Raw genomic sequence first — 14,143 nt, 5'->3', positions numbered from 1 at the left:
TTCAGAGTGCGTGGATCCGATCGCCGAACTGACCGGAGTGCAGTAGGGACCGCAAGATGTAGTGTTCGAGGTTCCGGAATCCTCGAGCGATCCCGCGGAGAAATTCGAGTCGGCCGTCCTGACTTTTATCAATTTAGTGCGCACCTTGGATCACATTGAGCGCGTCGGCGAGATCGTCCGGTAGCGGATCTGAGGCGGTGACGGTCCGGTCGCTGACGCGGATCTCGATGGTCCGGTAACGGCGGGTGGTGGTCACGAACTTCTTGATTGACCAGCCCGTTCGTTCCTCGATCACCCGGGTCACCGCGAGCGCCGCCATAACGATCGCTAGGTGCGCACGGATTGAGTCCTCGGTCCGGTGATAGATCGGCCGCGCCGCCAGATCACTCTTTGACATGCGGAAACTCTTCTCGATCCGCCACAGCTGATGGTAGGCGCCGATCACGAACTCCGGTGTCGGCGCATTGATGTTGGTGATGTAGGCCCTGCGCCCAGCCAGCGCCCGTACCTTCGTCTCCAACTCGCGATTGACGCTCTTGTCCGCACCGGTGAGGGTGACGAACCTGTTCGGCTTGACCGGGACCTTCCCGGCAACGGCCTTCTCGGCAACGGACTTCTCGGCCTTGTCGACCTGCTCGTTGATCCCGCGCAGGCTGCGCCGAGCCCGATCGGCCGAATACCTGTAGTAAGTGACCCGACTGCGCCGAGAGCTTGTATTCGCGTTCGCCGGATGGTGCTGGACCAGAGGCAGCGCGTCGGCCGGCGTCTGATCGGGATGGTCGGCGACCCATCGCTGGATCTGGTGTGGGATCGACGGCATCCGCTCACCGAGGATGAACGACAGATCCTCTCGTTCAATCGCTTTCATGTTCTCAGCGGAGATCATCCCGGCATCGGCCACGACGGTGACGTCGGAGAGGTCGTGAGCGGCCATGAACCTCAGGACGGTTCATCGTCGGATACGACATCGCTGGCACGCCCACTTGCTCAAGGACGCGAATCGAGTCGAGCTTGCTGGTGGGCTCAATGATCCGCGTTAACACCAGGTCGCGGACGACCAGACCACCGCAGGTCGCGTCGTCGAAGACCAGTTCGCGGTAGACGTACTCGAGTCCGTCCCACAGATGCCCCATCCGTGAGGACTGGATCGGCAACGGCTCGTCCGAGACCGGCACCACGTCAGCGATGCCCAGGTCCAACTCGCCCTGACCTGCAGCAAGACGCCGCGCAGCAGCGGCCTTGAGCGCGGCGCACTCATCGTCAGTGTGCGCTGACCAGATGTGCTCGATCGACCGCGAGCCCTTCCGCGAACCGTGCACGATCTGGACTGCTCGCGCGCCCGAGGCGGTGTTCACGGTCCGAACGTAGGCCATCGACCTACCCTATCGGCGATCCTTAGTGCACAAATCCAGCCCAAGACGGGCCTAAACCAGCAGGTCACGACCAGCGAAGTCCAACATGTCCGAGTCCGTGATAAAACTTAGGCGGAACTTGCATGCCACCTTTCGAGAACGGGGGTGGCGCGGAGTGCCTACTGTCGCTATTGCCATACACTGCGACAGGCTTCGGTCGGGAACTGTTACTCAGGTGCCGTCAACGCGGGTCGGACAAAGGTGGCCATCCGATGGCGGGATGGCCACCTTTATACCCTTCAGCTTACGGTGAACCGCTGACCGTACTTTTGAGCCAACTCGCTTGCGCGTTCAAGGTAGGCCTGTCGACCGCCCGGGTACCCTGAGACGAACTGTCGAACACCGCCGGTCCACGCCGGAAAGCCGATGCCGAAGATCGAACCGATGTTCGCATCCGGATCCGAATCTATGACCTCGTCGTCGTACGCGTGCTGCGTTTCGATCGTTTGGATGAACATGAACCGATCTTCCAGGTCCTCGAACGGAACCTTGATTTCTCGGTTGGTCTTGAACTCGCTGCGGAGGCCAGACCATAGACCCGAGCGCTTTCCGGCGGTGTAGTCATAGAACCCGGTGCCGGACAGCTTGCCGTGGCGGTCGAACCCGATCAGTCGGTCGATGACATCGCTTGCCGACGTGACGGACTCGGCCAATTGGAAGTCCTCGTTGCGGGCCGCCTCCATGGTTTCGTCCATGATCTTGCGGATCGTATCGAAGCTGAGTTCATCCGCTACTTGTAGTGGTGCCGCGGGGTACCCGGCCTGGAACGCCGCCTGTTCGATGACGGCCGGATCGATACCCTCGGCGAGCATGGCCATGGCCTCCATGAGCCACATGCTGAATACTCGCGTAGTGAAGAAGCCCCGGCCGTCGTTGACGACGATCGGGTACTTGCGGATCGCCAGCACGTAGTCGATCGCGCGGGCAAGTGTCTCGTCCGATGTTTTTGCGCCGCGGATGATCTCAACGGGATCCATCTTCTCGACCGGCGAGAAGAAGTGGATTCCGATGAAGTCCTCGGGCTTCTGGACGCCCTCGGCCAGCCCGGTGATCGGCAGCGACGAAGTATTCGAACCAAGCACAGCGCCGGATTCGACCAGATCCTCGATCTCCTGGAAGACCTTGTTTTTGAGCTCGGTCTTCTCGAACACTGCCTCGACCACAAAGTCGACGCCGTCGAAGTCCGCGGCATCAGCGGTCGGTTTGATGCGGTCCAGCAGTGCCTTCGACTTCTCCGCGGTGGTGCGGCCCTTGGCAAGCGCCTTGGACTCGATTGTCTCGGAGTACGCCTTACCTTTCTGGGCACCTTCTTCGGTGACGTCCTTGAGGACTACGTCGATTCCTGCCCTGGCGGTCACATATGCGATGCCCGCTCCCATCATGCCGGCACCGAGGATGCCCACCTTCTCGATCGCCTTCTTCTCGATGCCTGACGGTCGGGCAGCGCCACTCTGAACCTTTTCCAGATCGAAGAAGAACGCCTGGACCATGTTTTTCGCGACCTGGCTCGTGACCAGCGAAACGAAGTAGCGAGACTCGATCAGCTCCGCGGTGGCGAAGTCGACCTGCGCGCCCTCCATGGCCGCTGCCATGATCGCGCGCGGCGCGGGCATATGGTCGTTACCCTTGAGGTTCTTGTGCAGGTTGGCCGGGAAGGCTGGCAGGTTCTCTGCAAAGGCTGGAGTGGACGGCGAGCCGCCGGGGATCTTGTAGCCTTTGACGTCCCACGGCTGAACCGATCCGTCCGGGTTGGCCCGGAGCCATGCTTTGGCGGCTGGGATCAACTCTTCCGCGGCAACGACTTCGTCGATGACGCCAATTTCGAGAGCCTTGGCAGGCTTCATGCGAGCGCCGGTGAGCAGCACGTTCATAAGCGCCGACTGGATTCCGACGAGGCGAACAGTGCGGACGATGCCGCCGCCGCCGGGGAGTAGCCCGAGGAGGACTTCTGGCAGTCCGATCTGTGAACCTGGGACATCGGCCGCGATGCGGTGATGTGCGCAGTATGCGAGTTCGAGTCCACCGCCGAGCGCGGCGCCGTTGATCGCTGCGACAACGGGCTTACCGCATGTCTCGAGTCGGCGGAAGCCTGCCTTGAGTTCGGCGGTGAGCTCGAGAAGCGCTTCCGGTTCGAGGCCCATGACGTCGTTGACCAGGTCGTTGAGGTCCATGCCGGCGAAGAAGGTCCTTTTCGCCGAGGTCAGGACGACGCCGGTGATGCCGTCCTTCTCCGATTCGATTCGGTCGAGCGCGTCCGACAGTGCAGCGCCGAATTCCGGAGTGATGGTGTTGGCCGGTGCATGAGGTGCGTCCATCGTCAGCGTGACGATGCCGTCGGCGTCTTTGTCCCAGTGAATGCTCATGTTGTTCAGACTCTTTCGATGATTGTTGCGACGCCCATGCCGCCAGCGACACACAAGGTGATCAGTCCGTAGCGGCCGTTGCGGCGTTCGAGTTCGTCGAGCACGGTGCCGAGCAGCATCGCGCCGGTCGCTCCGAGCGGGTGGCCCATGGCGATCGCGCCGCCGTTGACGTTGTACTTGTCGTCCGGGATTCCGAAGGTCTTCTGTACGTGGAGCGCCACGGCCGCGAAGGCCTCGTTCATCTCGAAGACGTCGATGTCATCGATGGTCAGGCCTGCGGTGGCGAGTGCCTTGTTGACCGCCGGGATCGGACCTTCGAACATCAGGACCGGGTCGGAGCCGCTGGCAGCAGCGGAGACGATGCGTCCACGCGGAATAATTCCAGAGGCTCGACCTGCTTCTTCCGAGCCGACGAGTACGAGGGAAGCGCCGTCGACGATGCCCGAGCTGTTGCCGCCGGTGTGCACGTGGTCGATGTTGTCGAGGTACGGGAACTTTTGGATCGCAACCGCGTCGAAGCCGCCAAACTGGCCCATCATCGAGAACGCCGGCTCCAACGTGGCCAGGTCCGCCACGGTTGCGCTGGGCCGCACGTGTTCGTCGTGGTCGAGAATCGTGACGCCGTTGATGTCCTTGACCGGGACGACCGATTTCGCGAAGTAGCCGCCCGACCATGCTGCGGCCGCACGCTGCTGCGAGCGGACCGCGTAGTTGTCCGTGTCCTCACGGGTGATGCCGTTGATCGAGGCGAGCACATCGCAGGCGACACCTTGCGGGATGAAGTAGTTGTCGTACGCGGTGGCGGGATCGAACGCCATCGCTCCGCCGTCACTACCCATTGCCACGCGGGACATCGATTCGACACCGCCGGCCAGCACCATCTCGTCGAAGCCCGAGCGCACGCCTTTCGCTGCGACGTTGACGGCTTCGAGACCCGACCCGCAGAAGCGGTTGAGCTGGACTCCGCCGACCGTGTCGGGCAGTTTCGCCAGGTTGACGGCAGTGCGCGCAATGTCCATGCCCTGATCGCCGATCGGTGTAACGCAGCCAAGCACGAGATCGGAGATGCGGTCTTCCTCGAGGTCAGGGAAACGTGCGCGGAGTTCTTCGATCAGGCCAGTGACCAGTGAGATCGGCTTGATCCCGTGCAACGCGCCAGTCTTCTTGCCCTTCCCACGAGGGGTGCGGATAGCGTCGAAAATGTAAGCTTCAGTAACCATTACATGCTCCTGCTGATGATTTCTTTCATGATTTCGCTGGTGCCGCCGTAGATACGGTTCACGCGGGAGCCCGTGTACATCGATGCGATCGGGTACTCCATCATGTAGCCGTAGCCGCCGAAGATCTGAAGGCACTTGTCGACGATCTTGTCGGTTGTCTCGGCCGCGAAAAGCTTCGCCATCGAGGCGGTAGCAGGGTCGTTGGCGCCGTCGATGTACTGCTGAATCGTGGCGTCGACCATGGTGCGAATTGCGAACGCTTCCGCCTTGCACTCGGCGAGGGTGAACGCGTTGTGCTGGAACCTTCCGATCGGACGACCGAACGCTTCCCGCTCACGCGAGTACTTCAGCGCCTCGAGGATTGCAGCTTCGGCGAGCGCCGCGCAGGCCGAAGCGATTATGAGACGCTCGCGCGAAAGCTGCTCCATGAGCTGATAGAAGCCGAGGCCTTCCTGGCTGCCCAGCAGATTCTTGACCGGCACGCGCATGTCAGAAAAGAACAGCTCGCGTGTGTCCTGACCGTGCTGGCCCATCTTCTCGAGTACACGGCCGCGCTCGAATCCTTCGAGTTCGTCAACCTCTGCGACGATGAGGGAGACGCCGGACGCGCCCTGCGACGGGTCGGTCTTGGCGACGACGACGAGTAAGTCGCAGTGCGTTCCATTCGAAATGAACGTCTTCGAACCGTTGATGACGTAGTCGTCACCGTCACGGATCGCTGTGGTACGCACACCCTGTAGATCCGAACCGGTGCCCGGCTCGGTCATGGCGATTGCGAGAACCTTTTCGCCGCTGATGATGCCCGGCATCCAGCGCTGACGCTGTACGTCGTTCGCATATTTGTAGACGTAGTGAGCGACTATCGGCGAGTGCACGAGGAAGCCGAACGCGCTGTCGTGTGCGTAGACCATCTCGTCTTGAACGACTGCCTGCATACCGAAGTCACCGCCTGCGCCGCCGAACTCCTCGGGAAGGTCCAGGCCGAGCAGGCCTGCGTTGCCGGCTTTGTTCCAGAACTCGCGGTCCACACAGTGCTGCTTCGCCCAGCGCTCTTGGTGCGGGGCCGATTCCTTCCGAAAGAACTGACCGGCAAGCTGGCGCAGTTCGCGATGCTCGTCGGTTTCCCAGCTGGGGGCGTAGTTGGGGAATAGTGCGGACATCTATTAATTCACTCCGTTCAGTGGTAGGTCGTGCTCAGCCGCCAAGGCTTCGAGTTCCGCAATCGTCTTGTTCGAGAAGGCTTCTGCGAATGTCTCGTGCGTGCCGTCGACACCGAGGACCTCGAGCGCTCTCATGAAGAAGTGGGGCTCTACAGCGCCGAGAGCGACGTAGCCGTCGGCGGCCCGGTAGATCCCGTAACCGGGAAAGGCTCCTCCCAGAATTGCTCCGTCACCCATGAGGTGGTAATTGACTGCAGATCCGGCAACCGCCGCCGCGTCTTCGAGGGCGACCCGATACGACGCACCGACACCGCTGACGGTGCCCGCGATCACAGCCGCGAGGGCTGTCGATACTGTGCGCTCCGCTCCGAGAATGTCAGCGATAGGGACCTTCGGCATATGAGGAGGCGTCAGAGTTCCGCAAGCCGCCTGGTAGTTGAGGTCGTGGCCGGGCGTTTCGGCACGAGCGCCACTGTGACCTACGATTTCGACGAGCGACAGTTTGGGAAACTGCGTGTAAGGGTGTGCGAGTCCCAACCGCATCAGTGCCGACGGCCTCATCGAGGTGATGAGGAGGTGGGCGTCGGCGAGTAGTTCGTCAAACTTTTCACGATCCTTTCTGACGTCGAGGGAGACGACGGTTTGGTGAGCGACCAACTCGGCGTACCAGGCCGGTGCGGCGACCGCGAGGGGGTCGCCGGACGCTGGTTCGACCTTGGTTACGGATGCACCCAGCTCGGCTAGGCGGGCGGCGGCAAGGGGTCCTGGCAGGTTGATCGCTACGGAAACGACGTTCACGCCGTCAAGGGGAAGCGACATTACGACCTCTCAGCTCATTCGGACGATACAACTGTATCGTACACGATATGAGCGTATCGCTCCCTGGGTTGGCTAATACGATGGTCCACATGACAAATCCACGAGCTAAGAACGAGGACCTCACCGCGAAGGCCAGGATCAGAAACGCCGCGATGGACTTGTATGCCCAGCAGGGTGAGGAGCGAGTCTCGTTGCGTTCCGTCGCAGCCGAAGCGGGTGTAACCCTCGGGCTCGTCCAGCACCACTTCAAGACCAAATCTGGCCTGAGGGAAGCGGTCGACCAGCTGATAATCGAGTACTTCGCAGAAACGATCGCTTCGGTACCGCAGTCGGACAACCCTCGCGAGTACGCAGCAGCTCGCGATGCCGCGGTCGCCGCGATGCTCAATCAGAATCCGAACGTCGTCAACTATGTGCGCCGCGCGCTACTCGACCCCACTCCAGCGTCCACCCACCTGCTGGATGTGTTCCTCGAACTCACGGCGAATGAGGTTCGCTGGCTGCGGGATGCTGGGTTCGCGTCGACGAATCGTGCGGAAGCGGAGCAAATACTCGGGCTGGTCGTCCGTCAGGTCGGCGAGCTCATGCTGCAGCCGTTGATTGAAGGCGTCTGGGAGCGCGTGGCCGGCCCCGCAGACGGTGGAGTACCGCGACTCAGAATCGAAGTTGCGGAGGCCTAGGAAGTCCCCCTTTCCCTAGCCGAGAAGGTGCGGTACAACTGTATCGTTAACTGTTCAATCGTATTGGGGTGTAAGGGAGTGCCTGCATGTGCCGTCATGCTTCAAGAAGTTCCGCCACCGAGCGCAGCGGTGTCGGGGTGTTCGCCGATCCGCAGCTTCCCTACGAAGCGATGGAGCTGGAGACCGACGACGGTGCACTGCTTCACGTGCGGACGTACGGCCCAGCGACTGGACCTTGCATCGTCTTCGTGCACGGGTTCGCAGTCTGTTCCGAGTACTGGAACCCGCAGATCAATATGCTTGCCGAGAACTATCGCGTGGTCGTCTACGACCAGCGAATCAGTGGGCGCAGTCGTCGTGGCACTCGGTCGCTTTCACCCGCCGTGATGGGTGACGACCTGTCATTGGTTCTTCGGAATGTGGCGTCTGCTCGGCGAACGACTCTTGTAGGCCACAGTTTCGGTGGAATCACCGTGATGGCCTGGGCGAAGACCCATCCTGACGAAGTTGCTGCATTTACGTCAACGATCATGCTCGCCGACACGGTCGGTAAGGGGTTCGCCAAGCAGACTGCGCTTCTTCCACACCCCGAGAAGCATAGGGCTATTCGAGCACCAATACTGGCCGCGTTGTTGACCGCCCCGCTGCCGCTCCCGACCTGGGCGTTGAAGGTCTACCGGCGCTACTTCAGACAAGTTGTCGCGTCGCGTTATGCCTCGGCGGCCGTGGTCGACTTCATGGCTTCGATGATCGCATCGTGTCCCGTCAAAACGCGCGTGGAGTGGGGGCGCGCACTTCGGGGCGTCGATGTCATTGACGGCTTACGCAACATCGTCGTCCCAACCACAGTACTCGTGGGTGAGAACGACCTACTCACGCCGATGAACAGTTCCCAGCGCATCGCGAATGTGTTGCGGGAAAACGATCATCTGTATCGCCACGTAACCATCCCGCGCACCGGTCACTGCACGAACCTAGAGGATCCAAATGTGTTCAACGCCGAAATCGCACACCTTGTGGCGATCACCGACATAGCCGTCCCATCAGATAGCACCTCACCTGACGGATGAGGGGTGTACGGATTTTCCGGCAACTCCATCCGGGCGCGGGCCCATCAACGATGCGCGTCAACCTATTCGCGCTTCGGATCCCGACATGCCGAATGGCAACTGTCCGGCACCGGGCGCGACCGCACAGGTCGACCGATCTTGGGTTGCACGGAAGGTCGCCACGCCCCCGATCACCGACTCGGACGAAAGAAGATCGCACCCGTATCCGTACTCGGCCAAGCGTATCCACATCGTCTGCAAAGTACGGCGCTTCGTAGCCAACCGCGGCCGCCCAGCCGGTCCGGTTCTGATAAAGGAGTTCATCGTGTCTCATCCGAAGACGCTCACCGAGGCCTTCCAGCGAACCGCATTGGACAACCTTGACGCGATCGCTTTGCGCACACCTGGCGATGGCGTCACCATCACATGGCGGCAGTACCGCGATCGAGTTCAGTCCATCGCGACAGGACTCGCCAGTCTGAGCGTTGGTAGCGGGGACACGGTGGCCTTGATGCTCAGCAACCGTCCGGAGTTCCACCTCGTCGACACCGCGACCCTGCACGCGGGAGCGACGCCATTCTCCATGTACAACACGAACCCCCCGGAGATGCTCGCGTACCTCTTCAGTAACGCTGACAACCGCGTCGTCGTGTGTGAAAAGCAGTTCCTCCCCGCCATCCGGGAAGCGATGCAGCTCGGAGGAACGGTCGAGCACGTCGTGTGCGTCGATGGCGGCGACAGCACATCGATCGACCTCGAAGACCTCGAGCACCGAACCTGTGACGGCTTCGACTTCGACGCGGCATGGAAATCTGTGCACCCCGATGATGTTCTGACGATTGTCTACACCTCTGGCACGACGGGAAACCCCAAGGGCGTTGAACTGACGCACGAGAACTTCATTGAGAACGCGAAGATCGTCGAGGAGTTCGGAGGGGTCTCGTCCGCCGACCGCGGAATCTCCTACTTGCCGGATGCGCACGCTGCGAACCGGTGGTTCACGCACTACCAGTCGCTGTTGCACGGTGCACAAATCACCACGGTCAGCGACGCTAAGCATGTCCTCGAAGCGTTGAAGGAGATTCGTCCAACGGCCTTTCTTGGCGTGCCACGCCTATGGATCAAGGCCAAGGCCGGCCTCGAGGCACAACTAGCAACCGAGTCCGTCGTCAAGCGCACCCTCATCAACGAAGCAATCGCAATCGGGAGGGCAAAGGCTCATGCGACCTCAGCGGGCCGCCCACTCAGTTTTGCGGCCCGGGTTCGGTATGCCGTCGCCGACCGAGTCGTGTTGTCGTCGATCCGCAGGAGAATCGGTATGGACAAGCTGCGAATGGCGGTAACCGGTGCGGCTCCGATTCCCCCCGAGGTTCACGATTTCATACTGGCGCTTGGCATTCCGCTGTGTGAAGGCTACGGCATGACCGAATGCACTGCAGCGGCATCGGTCCATCGTCAGGACCACATCAAGGTAGGCACCGTCGGAAAGCCAGCGTTCGGTGTTGAAGTGAGGATCGCCGCCGACGGCGAGGTTCTCGTGCGTGGCAAGAATGTCATGCGCGGTTACCGTAAAGAACCGGAGAAGACGATGGAAGCGATCGACGTCGATGGCTGGCTGCACACAGGCGACATCGGTGTATTCGACGACGACGGATTTCTCAAGATCGTCGATCGCAAGAAGGAAATCATAATCAATGCCGCAGGTAAGAACATGTCGCCGACGAATATCGAGAACGCATTGGCGGCCAACATTCCGATCGCTGGACCAGTGGCCGTGATCGGCGAACAGCGGGTCTACAACACCGCCCTCATCACACTTGATCCCGACGCACTCGCGAATTTGGGCGCTCGGTCGGTTGCCGACTGGGTAGCGGATCCAGCGATCATCGAGCAGATCGAAAACGGAGTCGCGGCGGCCAACCAAACGTTGTCGCGAGTCGAGCAGATCAAGAAGTTCACGATCCTGACCGAGGTGTGGGGCCCCGGCAGTGACTGCCTCACCCCGACGAACAAGCTGCGCCGCAAGCCGATTGCCGCTCGATACGCCAAGCAGATCGAAGCGATGTACTGAGACCCGTCCCGGTTGACGCATTACCGGTACCGGTGGAACTGGCGAAGGAAAACAAGCTCAGGTTCCACAACCGACAGCGACGGCACTCCGCCTTAGGGATGCGAACTCCGGTCTGTCGGTCCGAGGTGGTGGGCCGGGTGGCGGTGTGCTCACCCGGCCCACCTGGTGGTTAGTCGAGGGTGATGGTGTCGGGGTCGACGGTGCCGGTCATGGATTTCTCGATGTCGGTGAGGGTGTGGCCGGTGACTTCGTCGAGGAAGTCGAGGTAGGCGGTTCTCGCGGTGCGGTGGTAGGTGTCTCGCCAGGCGTCCTTTTCGATGATGGATTCGGGTGCGCCGAGTGCGATCGCTAGTACCGGTCACCGCTTCGCAGCGGGTGTGGCGACTGCCGGTATTGGGGTGGTGGCGTCTGCGGTGCCCACCGACGCCCCTGGAGCCCCCGTCCTGCTGCCGACACCGACGCAACGGCGACGGCGATCATCATTCGCCGGTCAGATTGCGGCGCAGCAGTTTTCCGGATGGGGTCCGAGGCAGCTCGGCAAGGAAGACCACTTCGCGCGGCACCTTGTACCGGGACAGCTTTGCCTTCACGTAGTCACGCACGCGTTCCTCGTCGAGGTCGGCGCCCGCCCTGGGGACGACGTACGCGACCAGTCGCTGACCGAAGTCGTCGTCGGGTACCGGCGCGATCGCGGCCTCGTCGATGTCGGGGTGTGCGTACAGCAGGTCTTCGACCTCACCTGGGAAGACGTTCTCGCCGCCGGAGACGATCATGTCGTCGTCCCGCCCGTCGATGAACAGGCGTCCCTGCTCGTCGCGATGTCCGACGTCGCCGCTGGACAGCAGCCCGTCGATGCTCTTCTTATGGCCGCCGCCGCTGTAACCCGTGAACGAGAGCAGCCCGCCAACATAGACCGTGCCGGACCGGTGCGGTCTGTCGATGATCCGATCGTTCTCGTCGTAAATCCGGACAACCGAACTCGCAGGCGGAAGACCGACGGTGCCCGGCGCCGCCACCATGTCCGCCGGAGTGGCGACGGCCGCGACACCGACTTCGCTCGACCCGTATAGGTTGTAGATAACCGGCCCGAAGACTGCGCTCGCCTCCTCGGCGACCGCGACTGGCAGCGGTGAGCCCGCGCAGAACATCACCGAGACGCTCGACGTGTCGTACCGGTCGATGACGTGGGTGCCCAGGGACAGGATCCGGCCAAGCATGGTCGGCACGAGTACGACGGTGGTGCACCGGTGCTCGGCGATGGCCGAGAGTGCCTGCACAGGATCGAATCGGCGTACCAGCACGGTCGTGGTACCGAGCGCCACCGACAGCAGGAACTGGCTCAGCCCGGTGCCGTGGAACAGCGGCGCGCAGACGAGCGTAGTGCCACGGACCGGCAGCGGGATCCGATCGAGGAACTGAGCGGCGACCAGCGGCGAACGCACGGTGCGCGGTGCGCCTTTCGGCGTGCCGGTCGTGCCGCCGGTGAGCACTATCAGCTTTCCAGGCCGGTCAGGACGTCCCGCCGCGGGCAGCCCGGTGCCCCGGGCGACCAGGGAATCGAACTCGTCGCCATCTCCGCCGACAACCAGACGCTCGGTCTGAACGTCGGCGACCGTGCCGGCGAACTCGGCGTCGTGAACGAGCAGGCCGACACGTTCGCGCACACACACGTCGTGCAGTTCACTCGCACTCATGCCGGTGTTCATCAACACCAGCCCAGCTCCCGCCTTGGCGGCCCCCATCATGGCCTCGACCATCCGGCAGTGGTCCCGACAGAGGATCGCGACAATCGTGCCCTCGCTGTGGCCGGACCGACGCAAGGCGGCCGCGACGTGATCGGTCCGAACGTCCAACTCGGCGTACGTCATCGAACGGGCTTCGTCGACGAGAGCCGTACGATCGCCGAATCTGCGTGCCGCGGCCCGTAACGCACCGGCGACCGGTCCGTACGCATGCAGGTCAGCAGCGGCCGACACCGCAAGGTGTGGGCGGGTCACATCTACGATCCCGGAGGCTGCGACGATGCGCGCGGCGCGCACTCGACTAACGATGTTCCGGGTCAGGTCTAGCGCGCGCACGGCCATCGATCAGGCCCCGATCAGCGCTTTGGCGACGTGCGTCACCTGAATCTCGTTGCTGCCGGCGTAGATCATCAACGATTTCGCGTCCCGTGCCAGCTGTTCGACGCGGTACTCGGCCATGTAGCCGTTGCCGCCGAAGAGCTGAACGGCCTCCATCGCGACATCGGTCGCAGCCTTCGTCGAGTACAGCTTCATCGCCGACGCTTCGGCGAGACTCGGCATCTTACCGGCTTCGAACGCGCTCAACGCCTGGAAGATCATGTTCTGCACATTCAGTCGGGCGACCTCCATCTCGGCGAGCTTCAGCTGAATCAACTGGAAGCGTCCGATCTCCTGCCCCCACAGCGTGCGGGTCTTCGCGTAGTCGACCGACAATCGGTGACATTCGTTGATGATCCCGAGGGCGAGGATCGCGCATCCGACGCGTTCGACAGTAAAGCTCGAGCGCGCGCTATCGCGGCCGTCGCCGCCCTTGTGATCCTCAGTCTCGCCGAGGAGTCGGTCCTTAGTGAGGCGAACGTTGTCGAAGAACAACTCCCCAGTCGGCGACGAGTGCATGCCCATCTTCCTGAACGGCGACCCCTGGGTAAATCCGTCCATGCCCTTGTCCAGGACGAAAGTGAGGACTTTGCGTTCGCGCTTGTCGTCGCCGCCGCCGTCGAGTTTGGCGTACACGACTATCGTGTCGGCGTACGGCCCGTTCGTGATGAACGTCTTCTGGCCGTTGAGGATGTAGTCCTCGCCGTCTCGTCGCACGTACGTCTTCATGCCGCCGAAGGCGTCCGACCCGGAGTCGGGTTCGGTTATCGCCCACGCCGCGACCTTCTTGAGCGTGACGATGTCCTTGAGCCAGCGCTCCTTCTGCTCCAGCGTGCCGCGCGAGGCGATCGTCGCGGCCCCGAGCCCGAGGCTCACCCCGACGGCCGCGACGCTGCCGAGTGAGACGCCGGACAGTTCGCTGACGAGGACCGCCGCCATCGATCCCTGAGCAGCGAGTGGATCGCCGGCACCTGCTCCCGCCTTCTCCTTCTTCTCAGGTGCGGGCTCCGCGCTGTTCTGGCGCTCGGCGCGGTTCCGGGCTTTGGCGAGCATCGTGTCGACGGCTTCGCCCGCCATCACGTCCAGACCGAACTCACTGAACAGTTTCCGCATGATGTCGTACGGCGGAAGGTCGCCGTGCTCCAACTCGTCCAGGTGGGGACGGATCTCTTTATCGATGAAGGTGCGGACGGAGTCCCGCACGAGTACGTCAGTGTCAGACCATTCGAACATGGTTAATCAGGATCCT

General features: G+C 62.2%; 9 protein-coding genes and 1 pseudogene. 3 read left to right on the top strand and 7 right to left on the bottom strand.

All coding sequences use genetic code 11. The features are described 5' to 3' along the window. Positions 1-133 precede the first annotated feature (133 nt). From ACTIMF_RS00785 to ACTIMF_RS00765, 5 genes and pseudogenes are all read right to left on the bottom strand, one after another. A pseudogene (locus ACTIMF_RS00785) lies at positions 134-1,373 on the bottom strand (IS1634 family transposase). A 278-nt stretch (positions 1,374-1,651) separates the two neighbouring features. After that, complete coding sequence (locus ACTIMF_RS00780; RefSeq protein ID WP_442348356.1) at positions 1,652-3,775, bottom strand: 3-hydroxyacyl-CoA dehydrogenase NAD-binding domain-containing protein; 2,124 nt, start codon at positions 3,773-3,775, stop codon at positions 1,652-1,654. A 5-nt stretch (positions 3,776-3,780) separates the two neighbouring features. Next, positions 3,781-4,995, bottom strand: a complete 1,215-nt coding sequence (locus ACTIMF_RS00775) for an acetyl-CoA C-acetyltransferase (RefSeq protein ID WP_442348355.1) — start codon at positions 4,993-4,995, stop codon at positions 3,781-3,783. After that, positions 4,995-6,155 (bottom strand): acyl-CoA dehydrogenase family protein, encoded by a 1,161-nt coding sequence (locus tag ACTIMF_RS00770; protein WP_442348354.1) that lies wholly within the window; start codon positions 6,153-6,155, stop codon positions 4,995-4,997. The genes ACTIMF_RS00775 and ACTIMF_RS00770 overlap by 1 nt, the downstream gene beginning before the upstream one ends. 3 nt (positions 6,156-6,158) lie before the next feature. Continuing rightward, positions 6,159-6,974, bottom strand: coding sequence for a CoA transferase (locus ACTIMF_RS00765; RefSeq protein WP_442348353.1), 816 nt, complete (start codon positions 6,972-6,974; stop codon positions 6,159-6,161). Positions 6,975-7,063: 89 nt separating this feature from the next. Here ACTIMF_RS00765 and ACTIMF_RS00760 point away from each other — a divergent pair, with 89 nt between their 5' ends. From ACTIMF_RS00760 to ACTIMF_RS00750, 3 genes are all read left to right on the top strand, one after another. Beyond that, on the top strand, positions 7,064-7,654 hold the full coding sequence (locus ACTIMF_RS00760) for a TetR/AcrR family transcriptional regulator (RefSeq protein WP_442348352.1): 591 nt from the start codon (positions 7,064-7,066) through the stop codon (positions 7,652-7,654). Positions 7,655-7,740: 86 nt separating this feature from the next. Then, on the top strand, positions 7,741-8,724 hold the full coding sequence (locus tag ACTIMF_RS00755; protein WP_442348351.1) for an alpha/beta fold hydrolase: 984 nt from the start codon (positions 7,741-7,743) through the stop codon (positions 8,722-8,724). Between the two features lie 304 nt (positions 8,725-9,028). Continuing rightward, complete coding sequence (locus ACTIMF_RS00750) at positions 9,029-10,774, top strand: AMP-dependent synthetase/ligase (RefSeq protein ID WP_442348350.1); 1,746 nt, start codon at positions 9,029-9,031, stop codon at positions 10,772-10,774. Positions 10,775-11,253: 479 nt separating this feature from the next. On the opposite strand, the gene ACTIMF_RS00745 is transcribed toward ACTIMF_RS00750, so the two are convergent. Both ACTIMF_RS00745 and ACTIMF_RS00740 read right to left on the bottom strand, forming a co-directional pair. Further along, entirely contained in the window at positions 11,254-12,813 is a 1,560-nt protein-coding gene (locus ACTIMF_RS00745; protein WP_442348349.1) for an AMP-binding protein, read from the bottom strand. Between the two features lie 48 nt (positions 12,814-12,861). Next, on the bottom strand, positions 12,862-14,127 hold the full coding sequence (locus ACTIMF_RS00740) for an acyl-CoA dehydrogenase family protein (protein ID WP_442348348.1): 1,266 nt from the start codon (positions 14,125-14,127) through the stop codon (positions 12,862-12,864). Positions 14,128-14,143: the final 16 nt, after the last annotated feature.

Source organism: Gordonia sp. (in: high G+C Gram-positive bacteria) (genome assembly GCF_052106715.1).
In the GTDB taxonomy this organism is placed as follows: Bacteria; Actinomycetota; Actinomycetes; order Mycobacteriales; family Mycobacteriaceae; genus Gordonia.
The sequence above is the reverse complement of the archived record's forward strand: the minus strand, read 5'-3'. Positions and strand labels throughout refer to the sequence as shown.

Bases quoted from the DNA above. Each gene is read 5' to 3' on its own strand.
- ACTIMF_RS00780 (WP_442348356.1), bottom strand. From the start codon at position 3,775: ATGAGCATTCACTGGGACAAAGACGCCGACGGCATCGTCACGCTGACG.
- ACTIMF_RS00775 (WP_442348355.1), bottom strand. From the start codon at position 4,995: ATGGTTACTGAAGCTTACATTTTCGACGCTATCCGCACCCCTCGTGGG.
- ACTIMF_RS00770 (WP_442348354.1), bottom strand. From the start codon at position 6,155: ATGTCCGCACTATTCCCCAACTACGCCCCCAGCTGGGAAACCGACGAG.
- ACTIMF_RS00765 (WP_442348353.1), bottom strand. From the start codon at position 6,974: ATGTCGCTTCCCCTTGACGGCGTGAACGTCGTTTCCGTAGCGATCAAC.
- ACTIMF_RS00760 (WP_442348352.1), top strand. From the start codon at position 7,064: ATGACAAATCCACGAGCTAAGAACGAGGACCTCACCGCGAAGGCCAGG.
- ACTIMF_RS00755 (WP_442348351.1), top strand. From the start codon at position 7,741: ATGTGCCGTCATGCTTCAAGAAGTTCCGCCACCGAGCGCAGCGGTGTC.
- ACTIMF_RS00740 (WP_442348348.1), bottom strand. From the start codon at position 14,127: ATGTTCGAATGGTCTGACACTGACGTACTCGTGCGGGACTCCGTCCGC.